General features: G+C 65.0%; 19 protein-coding genes. 7 read left to right on the plus strand and 12 right to left on the minus strand.

Features of this window, described 5'->3' with window-relative positions; genetic code table 11:
• Positions 1-291 precede the first annotated feature (291 nt).
• The 8 genes from MTR72_RS18290 to MTR72_RS18325 all read right to left on the minus strand — a co-directional run bounded on the left by MTR72_RS18290 (position 292) and on the right by MTR72_RS18325 (position 7,652).
• On the minus strand, positions 292-492 hold the full coding sequence (locus MTR72_RS18290; protein ID WP_280969275.1) for a hypothetical protein: 201 nt from the start codon (positions 490-492) through the stop codon (positions 292-294).
• A gap of 295 nt (positions 493-787) precedes the next feature.
• A complete protein-coding gene (gene flhA / locus MTR72_RS18295) occupies positions 788-2,929 on the minus strand; it encodes a flagellar biosynthesis protein FlhA (protein WP_280969276.1) in 2,142 nt (713 codons plus the stop codon).
• Between the two features lie 351 nt (positions 2,930-3,280).
• The gene (locus MTR72_RS18300) at positions 3,281-3,580 is read right to left on the minus strand and encodes a copper-binding protein (RefSeq protein WP_341510812.1); all 300 of its coding nucleotides are present in this window, start codon (positions 3,578-3,580) and stop codon (positions 3,281-3,283) included.
• 15 nt (positions 3,581-3,595) lie between these two features.
• Positions 3,596-4,051 (minus strand): cupredoxin domain-containing protein, encoded by a 456-nt coding sequence (locus MTR72_RS18305; protein ID WP_280969278.1) that lies wholly within the window; start codon positions 4,049-4,051, stop codon positions 3,596-3,598.
• 36 nt (positions 4,052-4,087) lie between these two features.
• On the minus strand, positions 4,088-5,419 hold the full coding sequence (locus MTR72_RS18310) for a copper oxidase (protein WP_341510813.1): 1,332 nt from the start codon (positions 5,417-5,419) through the stop codon (positions 4,088-4,090).
• A gap of 12 nt (positions 5,420-5,431) precedes the next feature.
• Entirely contained in the window at positions 5,432-6,856 is a 1,425-nt protein-coding gene (locus MTR72_RS18315; protein ID WP_280969280.1) for a TolC family protein, read from the minus strand.
• Between the two features lie 9 nt (positions 6,857-6,865).
• Positions 6,866-7,150: a hypothetical protein gene (locus MTR72_RS18320; protein ID WP_280969281.1), complete on the minus strand. Its 285-nt coding sequence runs from the start codon at positions 7,148-7,150 to the stop codon at positions 6,866-6,868.
• Positions 7,151-7,232: 82 nt separating this feature from the next.
• Positions 7,233-7,652 (minus strand): hypothetical protein, encoded by a 420-nt coding sequence (locus MTR72_RS18325; RefSeq protein WP_280969282.1) that lies wholly within the window; start codon positions 7,650-7,652, stop codon positions 7,233-7,235.
• 172 nt (positions 7,653-7,824) lie between these two features.
• Here MTR72_RS18325 and MTR72_RS18330 point away from each other — a divergent pair, with 172 nt between their 5' ends.
• A complete protein-coding gene (locus MTR72_RS18330; RefSeq protein WP_280969283.1) occupies positions 7,825-9,090 on the plus strand; it encodes an MFS transporter in 1,266 nt (421 codons plus the stop codon).
• 46 nt (positions 9,091-9,136) lie between these two features.
• On the opposite strand, the gene MTR72_RS18335 is transcribed toward MTR72_RS18330, so the two are convergent.
• The gene (locus tag MTR72_RS18335; RefSeq protein ID WP_280969284.1) at positions 9,137-9,772 is read right to left on the minus strand and encodes a TetR/AcrR family transcriptional regulator; all 636 of its coding nucleotides are present in this window, start codon (positions 9,770-9,772) and stop codon (positions 9,137-9,139) included.
• Positions 9,773-10,012: 240 nt separating this feature from the next.
• Between MTR72_RS18335 and MTR72_RS18340 the strand changes: the two genes are divergently transcribed.
• From MTR72_RS18340 to MTR72_RS18350, 3 genes are read left to right on the plus strand one after another with little or no spacing between them, the layout of a single operon-like run.
• Positions 10,013-10,510, plus strand: a complete 498-nt coding sequence (locus MTR72_RS18340; RefSeq protein WP_280969285.1) for a (2Fe-2S)-binding protein — start codon at positions 10,013-10,015, stop codon at positions 10,508-10,510.
• Positions 10,507-11,562: an FAD binding domain-containing protein gene (locus MTR72_RS18345; protein WP_280969286.1), complete on the plus strand. Its 1,056-nt coding sequence runs from the start codon at positions 10,507-10,509 to the stop codon at positions 11,560-11,562. The genes MTR72_RS18340 and MTR72_RS18345 overlap by 4 nt, the downstream gene beginning before the upstream one ends.
• The gene (locus MTR72_RS18350) at positions 11,555-13,816 is read left to right on the plus strand and encodes a xanthine dehydrogenase family protein molybdopterin-binding subunit (protein WP_280969287.1); all 2,262 of its coding nucleotides are present in this window, start codon (positions 11,555-11,557) and stop codon (positions 13,814-13,816) included. Before MTR72_RS18345 ends, MTR72_RS18350 begins: the two co-directional genes overlap by 8 nt.
• A gap of 237 nt (positions 13,817-14,053) precedes the next feature.
• Here the strand turns inward: MTR72_RS18350 and MTR72_RS18355 are convergent, their stop codons facing one another.
• Positions 14,054-14,893, minus strand: a complete 840-nt coding sequence (locus tag MTR72_RS18355) for a transglutaminase domain-containing protein (protein ID WP_280969288.1) — start codon at positions 14,891-14,893, stop codon at positions 14,054-14,056.
• A 93-nt stretch (positions 14,894-14,986) separates the two neighbouring features.
• Positions 14,987-15,535, minus strand: coding sequence for a cupin domain-containing protein (locus tag MTR72_RS18360; protein ID WP_027552747.1), 549 nt, complete (start codon positions 15,533-15,535; stop codon positions 14,987-14,989).
• Positions 15,536-15,682: 147 nt separating this feature from the next.
• Between MTR72_RS18360 and MTR72_RS18365 the strand changes: the two genes are divergently transcribed.
• Positions 15,683-17,011 (plus strand): aspartate aminotransferase family protein, encoded by a 1,329-nt coding sequence (locus tag MTR72_RS18365; protein WP_341510814.1) that lies wholly within the window; start codon positions 15,683-15,685, stop codon positions 17,009-17,011.
• Positions 17,012-17,083: 72 nt separating this feature from the next.
• Entirely contained in the window at positions 17,084-18,349 is a 1,266-nt protein-coding gene (locus MTR72_RS18370) for a D-amino acid dehydrogenase (protein ID WP_280969290.1), read from the plus strand.
• A gap of 217 nt (positions 18,350-18,566) precedes the next feature.
• On the opposite strand, the gene MTR72_RS18375 is transcribed toward MTR72_RS18370, so the two are convergent.
• A complete protein-coding gene (locus MTR72_RS18375; protein ID WP_280969291.1) occupies positions 18,567-19,199 on the minus strand; it encodes a helix-turn-helix domain-containing protein in 633 nt (210 codons plus the stop codon).
• A gap of 180 nt (positions 19,200-19,379) precedes the next feature.
• Between MTR72_RS18375 and MTR72_RS18380 the strand changes: the two genes are divergently transcribed.
• Positions 19,380-20,144 (plus strand): ABC transporter substrate-binding protein, encoded by a 765-nt coding sequence (locus MTR72_RS18380; RefSeq protein WP_280969292.1) that lies wholly within the window; start codon positions 19,380-19,382, stop codon positions 20,142-20,144.
• Positions 20,145-20,159 lie beyond the last annotated feature (15 nt).

Genomic DNA, 20,159 nt, shown 5'->3' on the forward strand with positions numbered 1-20,159 from the left:
GCGGCGTCATCGTCCGCGAAAGCGGACGATCCAGTATTCCAGCGGCAGTGAAGGGATACGGAGAAGCTGCGGCGTACTGGATTCCCCGCCTTCGCGGGGAATGACAACGGTATTTGGGGCGGCTCTATGCCGCATTCGCAGCGCAATCATCACCCCAGACATGAGAAAGCGCCCGTGGGGGGCGGGCGCTTTCTGTAGTCGACTTGGGGTTGGGGTCGTCTACATATCCACGTGGCGACTTTGGGGGGCTGGTAAAGAGCCGCGTGAATTCCTGAAACTCGTCAAAACTCCTTAGCGAACGAGAGATGCGTTCGAGCTTGTGATAGCGACCGGCTTGCCGGCCTTGATAACTCGGGCGGTCTGGGTCAGGCCATCGTCCGTACCCGTGCGTGCCGCGATGCCGAGGCCTGCCACCGCGATCCCTGCGACGAGCGCCACGACCACGATCTTTAGATGGGTCGAGCGATCCGCGCTGTAGATCGAGTGGTTCATGGAAGCCTCCTGCCGCCATCTACCCGAAGTAGTCGCTACCCTATTCGGGAAGGTTCATGCTTCCGGTGCCCATCAACCTAGTATTGGGTGGATTCGTTCCCAAGGGGTGATCACAAGAGCGTGAAATTACGTGAACGGCCGCGATCGAAAGCCGCTCGTTGATGGTTCAATAATATAATTATTTCAAAGCTGTAATGTGCCTGTAAGCCGCCTCATCGACCTCTAGTCCACAGCGCGCCGGAAACTCAAAAATCATTTGCATGTGGCTGAAAAACACACGGCTTCTTAAGGCAAATCAGACGCTTCCGACCGTTTTCAATCTCGCCCTGGGGTGGATTTCGGCCTGCGACAGCACGGTGGTCTGGGCGCGGAACCGCTCGACCAGCGAGCGCACGAATGGACGGATTGCCGCGGAGGTGACCAGCACCGGCGCCTCGCCTTCGCGGGCGGCGCGCTCGAACGCCTCGCGCACGGCGGTCATGAACTCCGACAGTTTCGAGGGCTGCATCGCAAGACTGCGCTCCTCACCCTGACCGACAATGGACTCGGCGAAAGCCTGCTCCCATCTCGCTGACAGCGCGATCAGCGGCAGGTAGCCGTTGTAGGAGGTGTTCTGGGCGCAGATCTGCCGCGCCAGCCGCGCGCGGACTTGCTCGACCATGGTGGCGGGATTGCGCGAGAAGGCGAGCGAGTCCGCGATGCCTTCGAGGATCGTGGAGAGGTCGCGGATCGAGATGCGCTCGGCCAGCAGGAGCTGCAGCACGCGCTGGATGCCGGAGACCGTGACCTGCCCCGGTACGATGTCCTTGACCAGCTCGCTCTGCTCCTTCGGCAGTTCCTTGAGCAGCTTCTGCACCTCGCCATAGGAGAGCAGGTCGGACATGTTGGCCTTGAGCAGCTCAGTGAGGTGGGTCGAGAGCACGGTCGCGGCGTCGACGACGGTGTAGCCCTTGAGCGAGGCCTCCTCCTTGAGGCTGGCGTCGACCCAGGTCGCAGGCAGGCCGAAGGTCGGCTCGGTGGTGTGGATGCCAGGCACCTGGACCTGGTTGCCGCCGGGGTCCATGACCATGAACTGGTTCGGCCAGATCTTGCCTGTGCCGGCGTCGACCTCTTTGATCTTGATGATGTAGGTGTTGGCCTCGAGTTGGACGTTGTCGAGGATGCGCACCGCGGGCATCACGAAGCCCATCTCGATCGCGAGCGAACGGCGCAGCGCCTTGATCTGCTCGGTGAGGCGGTCGGTGCCGTCGGGACCGTTGACCAGCGGCAGCAGTGCATAGCCAAGCTCGATCTTGAGGTCGTCGATCTTCAGCGCGGCCGAGATCGGCTCCTCCGCTGCCGCGGCGCCCGGTGCGCCGGGCGTTCCGGCGGCCGGTGCGGCCTTGGCGGTTTCCTCGGCCTTGACGACGGTCTTCTTGTGGTTGCGCGCCTGCCAGGCGAGTGCGCCGGCGCCGGCGCCGAGCGCGAGGAAGGGGATGGTCGGAATGCCCGGCAGCGCGGCCAGCACCAGCATCACGGCCGAGGACATTGCGAGGGCCTGAGGATAGCCGGAGAACTGTTTCATCAACGCCTTGTCCGCCGCGCCGGAGACACCGGCTTTGGAGACAAGCAGGCCTGCGGCGGTCGAGACGATCAGCGCCGGCACCTGCGTGACGAGGCCGTCACCGACGGTCAGCAGCGTATAGCTGCGTCCGGCGTCGGCGAAGGAGAGGCCCTGCTGCGCCACGCCGATGATCATGCCGCCGACGACGTTGATGAAGACGATGAGGAGGCCGGCGATGGCGTCGCCGCGGACGAATTTGGAGGCGCCGTCCATGGCGCCGAAGAAGCCGCTCTCGTCCTCCAGCGCCTTGCGCCGCTCCTTGGCGATCTTCTCGTCGATCAGGCCCGCGGAGAGGTCGGCGTCAATCGCCATCTGCTTGCCCGGCATGGCGTCGAGGTGGAAGCGTGCGGCGACTTCGGCGATGCGGCCCGAACCCTTGGTGATGACAACGAAGTTGACGATGATCAGGATGGCGAAGACGATGATGCCGATGACGAAGTTGCCGCCCATCACGAAGCTGCCGAAGGCTTCGATGACGTGACCGGCGGCGTCCGTGCCCTCGTGCCCGTGCGACAGGATCAGGCGGGTCGAGGCCATGTTCAGCGACAGCCGCAGCATGGTCGAGATCAAGAGGATGGTCGGGAAGGCGGAGAATTCCAGCGGCGCCTGGATGAAAAGCGCCGTCATCAGGATCAGGATCGAGAGCGTGATCGAGATCGCCAGGAACAGGTCCAGCACGATCGAGGGTAGGGGCAGGATCAGCACCACCAGGATGGTGAGGATGCCGAGCGCGAGCGCAATGTCGCCGCGCTTGAGGATGTTACCGATCTCGGCGAGGGAAGGGATGCTGGGCTTCGCGGCGCCTACGCCTTGTCCCGCGGTGACGTCGACCATGGTTGCTGCCTCCCCGCGCGATTGCCGCCCACGCGCGCCAAACGTCTGCGCGGCGGCCGATGGGCCACCGCTCCGAAAGTGAGGCACCGCACTGGCGTCCACGGGGGTTCTCCCGTTTTACGCGGCCGACGACACTCGACTTCACCCGGCAATTTTTGCCCGGTGTATGGTTAGCAAAGGGTTAACGGAGGGCGCGGGAGGGGACGGGCCGGGGTGTTTTTGCCCGTCATTCCGGGGTGCGCGTAGCGCGAACCCGGAATCCATCGTGCTGCAATCGACGTGGAGAAAACCGATTCCGGGCTCGCGCCAAGAGGCGCGCCCCGGAATGACCATGGTGGAATACCGACGACCCTACTTCGCCTTCTCCATGCGGGTCACCGTATACCCCGCCGCCGCCTCCTCGGCCTCGAACGTAACCTTGTCGCCGACCTTCACCTGCCTGAGCATGGCGGGGTCCTTGACGCGGTAGACCATGGTCATGGGCTCATCCATGCCGAGACTCTTGGCGGGGCCGTGCTTCAACGTGATCTTGCCGGCGGCCTCGTCGATCTTCTTCACCTCGCCGCTGATGGAGGGCGCCTGTGCGCTTGAGCCCAGGGCGAGGCCCAGCGTCAGCGCGAGGGCTGTGGTCAGACGGGCGATCGATTTCATGATTCTCTCCATTGCTCACTTCACGGTGACGTGGCCGACCATGCCGTAGTCGCGGTGGTCGGGGATCAGACAGGAAAATTCGAACTTGCCGGCCTTGGTGAACCTCCAGAGGATCTCGGCCGTCTTGCTCGGCGCGAGCCGCACGCCGTTGGGATCGTCGTGCTCCATGTGCGGATGCTTCTTCATCACCTCGGCATGGGCGAGATTCTCCTTCTTGGTGGCGAGCAGGAATTCGTGATCCTCCTTGCCGACATTGCGCAGCACGAAGCGGATCTGCTCGCCGCGTTTGACCTCGATGCTGGAGGGCTCATAGTCCATTTCGCTCATCGCGATCTCGATGGTGCGCGCGGGCTTCTTGGGATCACCGGGCTCGCCGGCCGAAAAGCTCTCGTGCCGGTGCTGTTCGTGCGCGCCGGCGGGCGCGGCCAAAAGCGAGAGTGCCGCCAGTGTGATCATCGTTTTCTTCTTCATCTTGGTCTCCAGTTGCTGGTTCGTCGAAAGGCCCGGTTACATCTTCATCTTGTGCGCCGGCGCGCCCGGTTGCCGCGCCGGCTCCGTCGCAGGCGAGGCGACCTCGTAGGCGACGGTGCCTTGCGGGAATTGATAGGGGCCGGGATCGCGATAGTCGTCGCGCGCCAGCCCCGCGCGGATCTTCATTACCGTGAACATGCCGCCCATCTCGATCGGGCCGAACTGACCCGCGCCGGTCATCATTGGCAGCGTGTTGTCGGGAGCGGGCATCTCCATGTTGCCCATCGCCATGCCGGTCTGGCCCATCACCATGGCGTCGGGCGCGAGCTTGCCGACGGCGCGCGCCAGATCCTTGCGCGACACGCCGATCATGTTGCGCATGTCATGGCCCATCGCATTCATGGTGTGATGCGACTTGTGGCAGTGGAACGCCCAGTCGCCCGGATTGTCGGCAAGGACGTCGAACACGCGCACGGCGCCGACCGGCACATCGGTAGTGGTCTCCGGGTATTGCGCGCTTTCCGGAATCCAGCCGCCGTCGCTGCAGGTCACGGCAAAGCTGTGGCCATGCAGATGGATCGGATGGTTGGTCATGCTGAGATTGCCCATGCGCACCCGCACCTTATCGCCGAGCCTGACCGGCAAGGGATCGATGCCGGGAAACACCCGCGCGTTCCAGGTCCACATGTTGAAGTCGGTCATCTCGTTGACCTTCGGCAAATAGGTGCCGGGGTCGACGAGATAGGCGCTCATCACGAAGACGAAGTCGCGGTCGACGGGACGGAAGCTTTGATCGCGCGGATGCACGACGACCATGCCCATCATGCCCATCGCCATCTGCACCATCTCGTCGGAATGCGGGTGGTACATGAAGGTCCCGCTCTTCTTCATCTCGAACTCGTAGACGAAGGTCTTTCCGGGCGGGATATGCGGCTGGTTGAGCCCACCGACGCCGTCCATGCCGCTCGGCACGATCATGCCGTGCCAGTGCACACTGGTGTATTCGGGCAAGCGGTTGGTGACGAAGATGCGGACCTTGTCGCCTTCGACCGCTTCGATGGTGGGGCCGGGCGACTGGCCGTTATAGCCCCACAGATTGACCTTCATGCCTTCGGCGAATTCGCGTACCACCGGTTCGGCAACGAGATGGAATTCCTTCCAGTCGCCATTCATGCGGAACGGCAGCGTCCAGCCGTTGAGCGTGACGACGGGGCGATAGTCCGGCCCGCTCACAGGATATAGCGGCGGCTGCATCACCACCTTGTCCATGTGCGGGGCTTCCGGAATCGCTGCGGCCTGGACGCGGCCACTGATTGCCGATGCGCTGGCAAGCGCTGCGGTGCCCAAAAATCCTCGGCGGGAAAACATCGCTGCCTCCGTTCAGTGTCCGCCATCGGCAGGCGCTGCCGCGGCGATGGTTGTCGGGTTGTCGCTGCCGCCCGAGGGCGTGCCGCCGCCATTGACGGCGGTCTGCAGGTCGGACTGCGCGAGGAAGAATCTTTGCTTGGCGTCGATTGCCCCGCGCAGCGAGGCGAGGCGCTGGCGCGCCTCGGTCAGGAGCGCGAAGATATCGACCTGCATAGAGGAGAAGCGGAGCTGCATTTCCTCGGTGATGATCTTGCGCAAGGGCAGGATCTCGCGCTGATAGTGGCTCGCGATGTCGTAGGTGGAGCGGTAGACCCGGTAGGCATCGCGCGCCTCCGAGCGAACGTTGACGGCGCGCTCGGTCAGGCGATTGAAGGCGAGGTTGTAGGTCTCCGCAACCTGCCGCACGCGCACTTCGCCGCCGTCGAAGATCGGGATCTGGAACTGCACGTCGAAGCCGCGTTCGCGAAACGGCGGGCCTTCCGGATCCTGGGTGCGGCGGGAGATGCCGGCAAGATCGAGCAAGGTGACGAAGCGTGTCGCCTCGGTGAGGTTCAGCGACTTTGCCAGCGCCGTCAACTCCAGCCGCGCGATCTGGAGGTCGATGCGATGAGCCACCGCATCGGCCTCGATTGTGGGCAGCGCGAGCGGCCGGCGCGGCAGTGGCGGCAATGCGTTGGGGAGACGGAAATCGAGGCCATCGTCCCACAGCCCCATCAGGCGCGCGAGCCTTTCGCGCCCGCTCGTTGCCGCCTGACGCGCGCTGGCGAGGTCGGCAGTGGTCTCGGCGTAAAATACCTGCTCGCGGGCCTGGTCGAGCTTGTTGACCGATCCGGTCTCGCCGAGCTTGACAGCGAGCTGCGCGGTCGATTCCGCCGTCGACTTCGCGTCGGTCAGCAGCACCACCATTTCGTTGGCGGCGACAGCGCGGACGTAAGCGCGGCGCACCTCGGCCGCGAGCCGCAAGGTGGCAAGTGCTGCGCGCAGTTGCGCCTGGCGGAAACGGTCGCGGGCGATGTCGGAGCGGAACGGCAGGGTCGCCAGCGCAAGAATGTCGCCGACGACCTGGCGCTCGATCTCGCTCGCCCCATTGCCGCTGATGCGCGAGACGGAGAAGACGGGATTGGGCGGCAGGCTCTGTTCGACCAGATCGGTTTCGGCCAGTGCCAGCTCGTTATAGGCGGCCTGGAGTCCCCTGTTGCTGAGGAGCGCGATCTGCACCGCGGCATCGGCGCTCAGCGTGCGCGACAGCAGCCGGCGGACGGTGTCGTTCACCGCCACCTCACCATCGGCGGAGCGCACGAAGGCGACGTCTTTCCCGATGCTCCGGCTGGTCAGCTCGGACACCGCCGTCATGCCGCTGTCCGGTGAGAACGCGGCGCAGCCGGACAGGCCAAATGCGGCAAGGGCAAGCAGGCCGCGTACAAAATGATGTACCATGGCGTGCTCCTACCGGTCGGGCTTGAGCTGAGGCGCAACGCTGTCGTTACGTTCACGCCATGGCGCTGGTGTCGCAGGGCGCAGGCTCGTGTAGGGCGCGATCGTCGAGCGATAGTCGACGCGCGCCACCCTGGCCCTCGGATCGGCGGGGCCAGCCTCAGTTAGCGGCGCGGTTACCGGCATGCAGCCGGCCAATACGAGCGCGAGCGCGGCCAGCAGCGGCCAATTGAATCGCAAGTGTCGTCCACGCGCCGAAGATGCGGCGGCGAACCTCGCCCCCAGAAGCGTAGCCATGGGTAATCCCTGAACTGTCGGAGGACCAAAGGCGCACGCGCGCCAGAACGCGCGCGGCCTCACGTCGTCACGTCACGTCACGTCAGGCGATGGGAGGGCGGTAGAGCAGGGACGGCGCCTCGCTGCGTAGGCTCGCGACGATCTCCGGGGCGCAGGCGGAGACCGGCTGGATCGGCTTGGCGAGATCGGGCAGCGCGACCGGCAGCGCGCTCACGCATAGCATCGCGCAGCACGGACCGGGTGCGCCCTTGCCGTCAGGATGATGTTGGGCCGGCGCGTCCTGCGCGGCCGTGTGTTGATGAGCGTGCATCCCGTCGTGGTCATGCGAGCCGCCATGCACATGGCTTGCCGGCATCTGGTGATGCATCGGCACGAGATCGGCCAGGATCACGTCGTCGCCGAGGCACGGCGCGGGATCGTTGCTCCAGGCAAGAGCCGCGGCCGGCGCGAGGATGCAGAACAGATAGGCAAGGGCGACCAGCCACCCCACCCGCGTTCGCATCGACCTTTTCAGTTGCAACGACATCCGCCCGAACGATCACTGCGCGGCAATGCTGCACACGCAGATTGCAACCTAATGGCAAAGCGCGGTTCCGCCAAGCTCTTATTACCGCAGTGCACCGCGCATGCCCAATATCGCGGCACAATGCTTGACCCCGCGGCGATCAGCGAACATGGTCCTGCCCGTGCACGCACCGAATCTTCCAGGACAGCGACCGTCTTCCTTCACCCCTGACTCCCGTCAGGCCTGGGTGCGACTCGTCATCGCGCTTCTGATCGGCTCGATCGGTGCCGTCGGCATGTGGGCGGTTGTGGTCGTGATTCCCGTGGTGCAGGCTGAATTCGGCGCCACGCGCGGCGCGGTGTCGCTGGCCTTCACCCTGATGATGTTCGGCTTCGGCCTCGGCGGCGTGATCGCCGGCAAGATCACCGACCGGTTCGGCATCGTGCCGGCGATGGCGATCAGCATCGCCTTCCTCGGCGTTGCGAATGTGCTGGCGGGGCTGTCGACCCAGCTCTGGCAATTCGTGGCGGCTTATTTCCTGATCGGCCTCGGCACGTCGGCGACCTTCGCGCCGCTGATGGCGGAGGCCTCGCACTGGTTCGAGCGCTATCGCGGTCTTGCGGTGACCATCGTTGCGAGCGGCAACTATGTCGCCGGCACGATGTGGCCGCCGATCGTGAATTGGGGCGTGCAAACGGCGGACTGGCGCGTGACCCATATCGGGATCGGCATCGTCTGCGCGAGCCTGATGACGATCCTCGTGCTGGTCCTGCGCACGCAGATGGGCGACGACCATATCCGCAACCACGCGAATGCGCCGCCGCCGCGGGTCGATCTCAAGCTCTCGACCAATACGCTGACGGTGCTGCTCTCGATCGCCAGCATCTCCTGCTGCGTCGCCATGGCGATGCCGCAGGTGCACATCGTCGCCTATTGCGGCGATCTCGGCTATGGCGTGGCGCGCGGCGCCGAGATGCTGTCGCTGATGATGGCCTGCGGCATCGTCAGTCGCATCGGCTCCGGCTTCCTCGCCGACAAGATCGGCGGCATCCGCACGTTGCTGGTCGGTTCACTGGCGCAAGGCTTTGCACTGGTGTTCTACCTGTTCTTCGACAGCCTCACCTCGCTGTATCTCATCTCCGCGATGTTCGGCCTGTTCCAGGGCGGCATCGTGCCGAGCTACGCCATCATCGTGCGCGAGGCGATGCCGGCCAGCGAGGCGGCGACGCGCGTGGGCATCGTGATCTTCGCATCCGTGTTCGGCATGTCGTTTGGCGGCTGGGTGTCGGGCGTGATCTTCGATGCCACCGGATCTTATGCCGCCGCCTTCGCCAATGGCGTGGCGTGGAACGCGCTCAATGTCGGTATCGTCGTGGCGTTGCTGATCCGGTCACGGATGAATTCGGTCAGGACAGGGCCGGGCTTCGCAATCTAAACCGGAAAAGTTGCCCCGGCCTTCCCCCGCAACAGGCGGCGCCGCGCTATCGCTTCCGCTTCGCCACGGCCCTCGTGGGCCTGATGGCGCGCGTCTTCTTGGCGGCATGCTGCACGCGTAGCCCGTCGACGAACACGTCCAGCATGCGCAGCACCGACGATTGCCAGCCGGGCTGGTCGTGCATGTAGCACATGCCGATCAGGGCGCGGAGCAGGTCCTGCGCACTGACGTCGGCGCGCATCTTGCCGGCCGCGACCGCTCGGTCGAGCAGCGAGCCGATCGCCTTGGTCAGCCGCTCCATCGAGAACGCGGCGAGCTCCGACGAACTCTGGAATGTCAGCGCCAGCGCGGCCGACATGCCCTTTTTCGTGGCAACGAATTCGACGTTGGAGCGCAGCCAGCGCCGCAGCGCGTCGACCGGATCCTTTGCGCCGCGCAATTGCTCGGCGAGCTCGCTGAGTTGCTCGACCTCGCGCCGGTACACCGCCTCGAACAGGTCCTCGCGGGTCGGGAAATGCCGATAGAGCGTGCCGATGCCGACGCCGGCGCGTTTGGCAACGGCCTCGAGGCTCGCCTCCGGCCCGCCGGCGCTGAATACGGCCTTGGCCGCTTCGAGCACGCGCTCGCGATTGCGTACCGCATCGGCGCGCGGCTTTCGGATCTGGTCGGCGTGGTCGTCCATCCGCTCAATCTAGATCACGATCTGGTTAGATTGAACCCTTTGCGCGCCGCATCGCGTTGTTTGCGCACGGGCTTTTGACGGATTCCAATATTTTTCGACAGCCCTTGTTAAGCGGAGGGTGCCTCCGTATCTTCGCTGACACGTCGGCTCGGATCATGTGCGAGCTGCGCGGAATCGACGGCGCCCACGGCGGTGGCGCGCCGCGCGACTACTCATGTCCATATCTGATCGGAGCCTTGTATGAACCACTCCATCAGCCTCACCGTGAACGGTGCGCGGCGCGATTTCTTCCTCGACGATCCGCGCGTCACGCTGCTCGATCTCCTGCGTGAGCGCCTCCATCTGACCGGAACCAAGAAGGGATGCGACCGCGGCCAGTGCGGCGCCTGCACCATTCTCGTCGACGGCAAGCGCATCAACTCCTGCCTCGCGCTCGCCATCAGCCATGACGGTGCCGACATCCTCACGATCGAAGGCATCGCGCGCGGCGATCAGCTTCATCCGGTGCAGGCTGCCTTCATCGCCCATGACGGCTTTCAGTGCGGCTTCTGCACGCCCGGCCAGATCATGAGCGCGATCGGGATGATGCGCGAAGGCCAGGCCGGTGACGATCCCGAGCGCATCCGCGAATGTATGAGCGGAAATCTTTGCCGCTGCGGCGCCTATGCCGGCATCGTCGATGCCGTGCTCGAGGCGCAAGGAGGCGCGAACGAAGCCAACCAGAGGCGCTCCGCATGAAACCGTTCGATTACATCAGGCCCGCCACGGTCGCGGAGGCCGTTGCCGCCGCCGCCCAGCCGGGCGCGGCCTATCTCGCCGCCGGTACCAACCTGCTCGACCTGATGAAAGGCGGCGTCAGCCGACCGGATCGTCTCGTCGATGTCATGCATCTCAAGGGCCTCGATCGCATCGAGCCTCTTCCTGATGGCGCCTTGCGCATCGGCGCGCTCGTGCGCAATGCCGATCTCGCGCATGATGCGGACTTCGCAAAGTCCTATCCGGCCGTGGCCGAAGCGCTGCTCTCCGGCGCGTCCGCGCAATTGCGCAATGCGGCGACCGTGGCCGGCAATCTCCTGCAACGGACGCGTTGCGCCTATTTCTACGACACCGCCAGCCGCTGCAACAAGCGCGAGCCCGGCAGCGGTTGCGACGCGCGCGACGGCGAGAACCGGACTCACGCCGTGCTCGGCTGGAGCGAGAGCTGCATCGCCACGCATCCGTCCGATTTCTGCGTGCCGCTGCTTGCGCTCGATGCCGTCGTGGAGATCGAAGGCAGAAACGGCCGGCGCGAGATCGCGCTCGACGACCTGCATCGCCTGCCCGGCGATACGCCGCAGCGTGACTCCGCGCTCGAACCCGGCGATCTGATCGTCGCGGTGCGTCTGCCGCCAGCGGCGCGCGGCTTTGCCGCGCATGCGCGCTACCTCAAGGTTCGTGAGCGCACGTCATACGCATTCGCCGTGGTCTCTGCTGTCGCAGCCTTGCAGATCGAGAACGGAAAAATCACGGAAGCGCGGCTCGCGCTCGGAGGTGTGGCCGCAAAGCCCTGGCGCGCCCGCGTCGCGGAGGACGTGCTCAAGGGCGCCGCGCCTGATGCGGCAGCCTTCCAGGAAGCCGCGCGGCGCGCGCTGACCGACGCAAAACCGTCCGGGGACAACGCCTTCAAGATCGAGCTCGCGCGCCGCATCGTCGTGCGCGCGCTGACACTTGCCGCGGTCGGAACACCAGCGCGCATGCCCGCGTTGCCGGCCTCTCCCTTTGCCTCGACTTCCGGAGTCCTCCATGCCTGAGCTCAGTCTCACTTCCGCTCCCGCGCACTTGCGGCACGGCTCGAACATCGGCCAGCCGCTGACCCGCCGCGACGGCATCCTCAAGGTCAAGGGGCAGGCGACCTACGCCGCCGACAATCATCCGCCCGGCATGCTGTTTGCCGTGATGGCGGTCTCCAGCATCGCGCGCGGCCGTGTGATCTCGCTCGATGTCGCCGCCGCCAGGCGCCATCCCGGCGTCGTCGATGTCATGACCTCGAGCCACAAGCCGCCACTCGCGATCGATCCCGAGATCAAGACCAATCCGTTCGTGTTCCGGATGGAAGTGCTGCAGAGCGATGAGGTCCGCTACGCCAACCAGCCCATCGCGGTCGTGATCGCGCAAACGCTTGAGGCGGCGACCGAAGGCGCGGCGCTGCTGGCGCCGCGTTACGAGACGCTGCCCGCGCGCGTCGGCCTCGACGCCGGCGAAAGCTTTATGCCGCCCGTCGTCGGCGTCGGTAACCCCACGGAAAATCAGCGCGGCGATGTCGAGGCGGGCCTTGCCTCGGCCGAGAAGCGGATCGAGGTAACTTACGAAACGCCGCCGCAATATCACAACGCCATGGAGCCGCATGCGATCGTAGTCGCGTGGGACGGTGACAATCTGTCGATCGACATGCCGACCCAGGGCCTGTTCCTGTCGCGCGCTCGCGTCGCCGAGTTGTTCGGCATGGCGCCTGAGAAGATCCACATCCGCAGTCCGTTCCTCGGCGGCGGCTTCGGCTCCAAGGGGCTGATGGCTGGTCCCCAGGTCCTCGGTATCATGGCCGCGAAGCTCGTTGGCAAGCCGGTCAAGCTCGTGCTGCGGCGTGAGCAGATGTACGGCCCGGTCGGGCATCGCGCACCGACGCGGCAACGGTTGCGCATGGGGACCGACGACGAGGGGCGCCTGACCGCGATCGATCATCATGCGCGGACTGTGTCGAGCACGTTCGACGACTTCTATGAGCCCGCGGCCGATGCCTCGCACACACTCTATGCAAGCCCGGCGATTCGCACCTCGCACGATGCCGTGCGCGTCGACACCGGCACGCCGCTGTTCATGCGAGCGCCTGGGGAAGCGACCGGCTCGATCGCGTTGGAGAGCGCGATCGACGAGATGGCCTGGGCCTGCGGCATCGATCCGCTCGACTTCCGCCTGAAGAACTACGCCGAGGTCGAACCGATCACCGGCAAGCCGTTTTCCTCGAAGGCGCTGCGCGCTTGCTACGAGCGGGGTGCGGCGCGCTTCGGCTGGGCGAAGCGTACGATCCAGCCGCGGCAGATGCGCGACGATGCCGGTCTGCTGGTCGGCTGGGGCATGGGCACCGCGACCTTCCCGGCGCTGATGTTCCAGGCCGAGGCGCGCGCGACGATCCGCCGTGACGGCACCGGCGCCATGGAGATCGGCGCGCATGACATGGGGCAGGGCGCCTGGACGGCGCTGGCCCAAATCGCGGCCGATGGCCTCGGCCTCGATGTCGACCGCGTCGCGTTCAAGGCCGGCACGTCCGATCTGCCCGATGCCGGCATCGCCGGCGGTTCGGCGCATACGGCAACCGCGGGCGCAGCGATCCACAATGCCGGCGCGGCCGTCATCGCCAAGCTCGCCGATCTCGCGACCAATGACGAGCGCTCGCCGCTGTTCGGCGCCGGCAATGCCGGCGTGATCGCGCGCGACGGCACGCTGTTCCGCCGCGACGATGAGAGCCGCGGCGAGAGCTACGCGGAGATTCTGGCGCGCGCGGGCGTCGCCGAGGTCGAGGCGCGCGGCACCGGCGCGCCGAACCCTGCGGCAATGGAAGAATACGCGATGCATGCGCATGGCGCAGTGTTCGCGGAAGTGAAGGTCGATCCCGAGCTCGGGCAGATCCGCGTCACGCGCATGGTCGGCGCCTTCGCTGCGGGCCGCATCGTCAATCCGCATCTGGTGAAGAGCCAGCTCTTCGGCGGCATGATCTGGGGCATGTCGTTCGCGCTGCACGAGGAGGCGATCACCGACCGCCGCACAGGCCGGATCATGAACGCCAATCTCGGCGAGTACCATATCCCCGTGAATGCCGACGTGCCGCCGCTCGACGTGATCACGGTCGAGGAGCACGATCCGCACGTCAACGCGCTCGGCATCAAGGGCGTCGGCGAGATCGGCATCACCGGCAGTGCCGGCGCGGTCGCCAACGCTGTCTGGCACGCGACCGGCGTGCGGGTGCGCCGCTTCCCGATCAAGATCGAGGAGCTGTTGACGGGGCTGTGACGAGATGTATCGGACCGACGTGGCCGCGCGCTCGATCTATCTCTCCCGCTTGCGGAGGTATCGTAAATAACGCTAGCGCTTAGGGTGCTGAAGCTTCCGCATCGTCATGGCCGGGCTTGTCCCGGCCATCCACGTCTCGCCCCGCAGTACAAAGAACGTGGATGCCCGGGACAAGCCCCGGGCATGACGCCCCGCATTCGTATATGCGGTCGCACTACGGTTGCTGCAGAGAAGTAGCTAAAGGCTAGGGCTATCAATCCATGGCGGGCTTCTGATAAGCGCTGTCGGCTCATCCAAGCCGTCTTCAGATCGTTCAATCATCTCGATCAACACGGCTATCCGATCGCCAAAGGCCATGTCTGTGTCGTCCAGGCATCTATCCTGCGCTGTCGCACTGCGCCAAGTATCCCAAACCGACATTTGCCGGTTTGCGACGGCCAGCAAATCGCGATGCAGACTGACATTCATGAACCAAAGGCCGCGTGCATCGCCGTGTCCGAACTTATCCGGATCGGCGCTGCCGCTCCTCACCAGCCTCCATGCTTGAGCCGCCGTCAGATAGGCCTCATTCGGCAGGTCGGTCAGATCGAATGCGATGCCAAGGTCGCTTTGCTGCATCTCATCGATTTGTGCGTCGATACGACGCCAGCGCTGCTCTGCTGCTGCCCAATATTCGCAAATCCAGTGATCCTGGTAGGGCGCGGCATCGAAATAGGTTGCGAATCCGCACCGGATGCGTGCAGGAACCGCGCGATGTCTCAGAATGCTGCAGAGTAGTAGCGAGTAGTCACGGCATGTGCCGAACGTCCGTTGATGCGGAGGGCGAGGCACCTCCAACGGTCCAGCGAACGATTCCTGGATGAGTTGCAAGCGGGCGGAAACTGGCTGTGTCTCGCGGGGGCGCGGCATGCCGGCCGGAATGCCGTACATGTCTGCACACGACACGTGCACAATGAGGCCTGATACGATGTCGCGCAGCGAAGAGATATCGCGAGGCAGGTGCTCGTAGAGGCTTCCAAGCGCACCCGGCTCCGTCATGCGATCGTGCGCGATAAAGTGCTCTGCGACCTTCGCCATGATGCTTGGAGCCTGCTCCATCAGTTCAGCACGACCTTAGGCATTCCGGGGGAGCGCGTCTATCATCGCGTTTCGGTCTGCTGAGATTACGGATCAAAACGTCGGCGGCGTGCAGGCTGAGATCACCTCGCACGGCTTGCCGCCGACGCAGCGGAAGCGGTGCGGGCGGCGGCTCTCGAAGTAATAGGCGTCGCCGGGGTTGAGGATGCGGCGCTCGTCCTCGACGGTGACCTCGAGCTTGCCGGAGATCACCACGCCGCCTTCCTCGCCGTCATGGACCAGGGGCACCCGTCCGGTGTCGCTGCCGGGCTCATAGCGCTCCTTCAGGATCTGCAAGCTCCGGCCGAACAGATTGTCGCCGACCTGGCGGTAGGAGATCGGCTTCTTGCCGACCTCGGTGAGCTCCTCTGCGCGGTAGAAGATCTTGCGCCGCGTCTCCGGCTCCAGCGCGAAGAACTCGGCGAGGCCCATCGGAATCCCGTCGAGGATGCGCTTCAGCGCGCCGACGGACGGATTCATCTGGTTGGACTCGATCAGCGAGATCGTCGAATTGGTGACGCCGGAGCGTTTTGCCAGTTCCCGCTGCGACAGCTTGTGGCGCGCCCGGATGAATCGCAGCCGTCCACCGATGTCGACGCTCATGCCCAAATCCCTGTTGCAGGTGTTGCGGATCGCGCAAATATGGACCGACGCACCCAATCAAATCAATGGGTTGTCGGCAACCAGAAAAGGACTTGTTGCGTTTAAGGCCCCGTGGCTCTGCTAACGGGTCAGCAAAGGAGCGCGGCCGTGACCCTTCATCAGATTCCGAACACCATCAAGACCGATTCGTACTGGATGCCGTTCACGGCCAACCGGCAGTTCAAGAAGACGCCGCGCCTGTTCTCCTCGGCCGAGGGCATGCACTACACCAGCGTCGACGGCCGCAAGGTGATCGACGGCTCCGCCGGTCTGTGGTGCGTCAATGCCGGCCACGGCCGTAAGCAGATCGCTGCCGCGGTCGAGAAGCAACTCATGACGCTGGACTTCGCGCCGTCGTTCCAGATGGGGCATCCGCTGGCCTTCGACTTCGCCGAGCGGCTCGCCGAGATCGCGCCGAAGGGGCTCGATCGCGTCTTCTTCACCAACTCGGGCTCTGAATCGGTCGACACCGCGCTCAAGATCGCGCTCGCCTATCACCGCGCCACCGGCCAGCCGACGCGCACCCGCCTGATCGGCCGCGAGCGCGGCTATCACGGCGTCGGCTTCGGCGGCATGTCGGTCGGCGGCATGGTGGCGAACCGCCGCGCGTTCGCGACCCACCTTCCCGGCGTCGATCACATCCGCCACACCCACGATCTCGCTCGCAACGCCTTTGCCAAGGATCAGCCGGCCCATGGCGCCGAGCTCGCCGATGACCTCGAGCGTCTGGTGGCCTTGCACGGCGCCGAGACCATCGCAGCCGTCATCGTCGAGCCGGTGCCGGGCTCGACTGCGGTGCTGCCGCCGCCGCAGGGCTATCTGAAGCGTCTGCGCGAGATCTGCGACAAGCACGGCATTCTCCTGATCTTCGACGAGGTCATCACCGGCTTCGGCCGTCTGGGCACGCCGTTCGCCGCCAACTTCTTCGGCGTCACGCCGGATCTGATGACGACGGCCAAGGGCATCACCAACGGCACCGTGCCCTGCGGCGCCGTGTTCGCGAGCCGCAAGGTGCATGACGGTCTGATGACCGGCCCGGAGAACCAGATCGAGCTGTTCCACGGCTACACCTATTCGGCGCATCCCGTCGCTTGCGCTGCCGGGCTTGCAACGCTCGACATCTACAAGGATGAAGGCCTGCTCACGCGCGGTGCGTCGCTCGCCGAATACTGGCGCGATGCGCTGCATTCGCTGAAGGGCCTGCCGAACGTCATCGACATCCGCAATTGCGGCCTAATGGGTGCGGTCGAGCTCTCGCCGCGCGAGGGCGCGATCGGCGCGCGCGGCTATGAGGTGATGGTCGATTGCTTCAACAGCGGTCTTTACTTGCGCACGAGCGGCGATTCCTTCGCGATGTCGCCGCCGCTCATCGTCGAGAAGAGCCACATCGACCAGATGGTCTCCATCCTTGGCGACGCCATCAAGCGGGTGGCCTGATAATTGCTCCCGCGGTTCACGGTGTTTTCTGTTTTGGTAGCGGCGCGTGACGCCGCGGGAGTTTGACGAAGCGTGAAAGTCCTGATCCTCGGCAGCGGTGTCATCGGCGTCACCTCTGCCTACTACCTTGCGCGCGCCGGCCATGAAGTGACGGTTGTCGACCGTCAGCCGCAGCCGGCGCTGGAAACCTCGTTTGCCAATGCCGGCGAGGTCTCGCCCGGCTACTCCTCGCCCTGGGCCGGCCCCGGCGTGCCAGTGAAGGCGATCAAATGGCTGTTGATGAAGCACGGTCCGCTGGTGGTGCGGCCGAAGCTCGATCCCGTGATGTGGATCTGGCTGCTCAAGATGCTGCGCAACTGCACGTCCGAGCGCTACGCGGTCAACAAGAGCCGGATGATCCCGATCGCAGAGTATAGCCGCGATTGCCTGCGCGACCTCCGCCGCGACATCGGCATTCGTTATGACGAGCGCTCGCAGGGCACGCTCCAGCTCTTCCGCTATCAGGCGCAACTCGACGGGACGGCTGAGGACATCGCCGTGCTGAAGCAATATGGCGTGCCCTACGAGGTGCTGAGCCGCGAGGGCTGCATCGCCGTCGAGCCCGCGCTTGCCGGCGTGAAGGAGAAATTCGCCGGCGGACTGCGGCTGCCGCAGGACGAGACCGGCGACTGCCACATGTTCACGCAGGCGCTGGCCAAGCACGCCGAAGCGCTCGGCGTGCGCTTCATGTTCAATACCGGCATCGACGGCATTGTGACCGATGCCACGCGCGTCACCGGTGTGGCAACTAGTGCCGGCCTGCTGCAGGCTGATGCCTATGTGCTTGCGCTCGGAAGCTGGTCGTCGCGGCTGGTCGCGCCGCTCGGCATCTCGCTGCCGGTGTATCCGGTGAAGGGCTATTCGATCACGGTGCCGATCAAGGACGCCAGCGGCGCGCCGGAATCGACCGTGATGGACGAGAGCTACAAGGTCGCGATCACGCGCTTGGGGGACCGCATCCGCGTCGGCGGCACCGCGGAAATCTCCGGCTATTCGAGCAAGCTCTATCCCGCACGCCGCGCCACGCTCGATCATTCCTTGACCGATCTCTTCCCGCGCGGCGGCGATCTGTCGAAGGCGACGTTCTGGAGCGGCCTGCGCCCGATGACGCCGGACGGCCCGCCCGTGATCGGCCCGACGCGCTATGCCAATCTCCATCTCAACACCGGCCACGGCACGCTGGGCTGGACCATGTCCTGCGGCTCCGGCCGCGTGTTGGCGGACATGCTGTCGGGGAAGAAACCGGAGATCGATGTGAGCGAGCTCACGGTGGATCGTTACGCTCACCGGTTTGGGTGAGAATCCATCCGCTCGTCATTGCGAGCACAGCGAAGCAATCCAGGCTTTCTCCGCGGCAGGACTCTGGATTGCTTCGCTTCGCTCGCAATGACGATGTGGGAGCATCGAGGCCTTTTTGCCTCTCCCCGCGGGCGGAGAGAGCCGCTCACCCCAACTCTCTCGGCGCGAGCGAAGCTCGTCGCGCCCCCGTAAGAACGAGGAGAGGGAGTAGAGCGAGCTACCCCGCCCCCGTCACCGAGTTCACCCACAGCACCACCGCTTTCGCATCCTGCGCCGGGTTGGAAAACCGGTGCGGCCGCCGGCTCGCAAAACGAAAACTGTCGCCGGTTTTCAGCGACCACGTCTCTGTATCTACCGTCAGCATCATCTCGCCTTCGAGCACGAGACCGGCTTCCTCGCCGTCATGAGTGTAGAGCTCATCGCCGGTGGAGCCGCCGGGCTCCAGATGCACCAGGAACAGGTTGAGCCGGTTCTCGGCGCTCGCCGGGCTCAGCAACTGTTTTGAAACGCCGGTGCGCCACAGCTTCAGCTCGGGGCGCTGAAGTTCGCGCGTCACCACCTGATCGGATGCGCCGTCGCTGCTCGGGCTCGCGCCGAACAGTGCGGCGATGCCGACGCCGAGCACGTCGGCGAGCGTCGCCAGCACGCGCAGCGAGGGTGACGATAGACCGCGCTCGATCTGGCTGAGGAAGCCAATCGAAAGTGAGGCGCGCTCGGCCACCGTTTCGAGCGAGAATTGCCTGACCCGCCGGAGATCGCGGATGCGGCGGCCGACCGCGACATCCATCGCGGGCTCGGCGGGCCGCGCCTTCGCCTTCTTCACCGGCCTTGGCGAGGCTGGTTTGCGCATTCTTTTGCCACCGCTCACGTCAGGCCGCTTTCTTCATGTGCGTGAAAACCGCTTGCCAAGGCTGCGAAAGTGTGACCAAATTTTCATATTGGTGAAAATAAGCCGAAACGGCCTCTCCGGCAACGTCTGCGATCACGACACGCGCGAGCGCCGCCATCGGCCCGAACCCAGGGGGATGCGATGTCGTTGAAGCGTATTGTTCAGGCCGCCGTCGCGGCGCTCGCGATTGCAGCCGCGATGCCGGTCTCCGCGCAGCAGGTGCTGAAGGTCGGCTCGACGCCGACAGGCATCCCCTTCACCTTCCTCGACACCAAGACCAACACCATCCAGGGGATCATGGTCGATCTCATCACCGAGATCGGCAAGGATGCCGGCTTCAACGTGCAGATCGAGCCGATGCAATTCTCGGCGCTGATCCCGTCGCTCACCTCGAGCAAGATCGACGTCATTGCGGCTGCCATGTTCATCACGCCGCCGCGGAAGGAAGTCGTCGACTTCTCCGACCCGATCTACACCTATGGTGAAGGCCTCGTCGTGCCGAAGGGCGACGCCAAAGCCTATGCCTCGCAGGAGGATCTGAAGGGCGCGACGGTCGGCGCCCAGGTCGGCACCGCCTTCGTCGACGCGCTGAGGAAGTCCGGCCTGTTTGCCGAGGTCAAGGCCTACGACACCATTCCCGACATCCTGCGCGATGTGAACACCGGCCGCCTCAAGGCCGGCTACGCCGACTATCCGATCCTCGCCTACAATCTGAAGCAGGGCGGTTTTCCCGAGGTGCGCCTCGTCGATGGCTACAAGCCCGTCACCGTCGGCTCGGTCGGCATCGGCGTGCGCAAGGGCGAGACCGCGCTGCTCGGCAAGATCAACGCCTCGCTTGCGAAGCTGAAGGCCGCCGGCACGATCGACAAGATCCTCGATAAATGGGGCCTGAAGGCGCAAGGCTGAAGAACAGAGGCTGAG

The sequence above is a fragment of the Bradyrhizobium sp. ISRA442 genome (genome assembly GCF_038085055.1).
Lineage (GTDB): Bacteria > Pseudomonadota > Alphaproteobacteria > Rhizobiales > Xanthobacteraceae > Bradyrhizobium.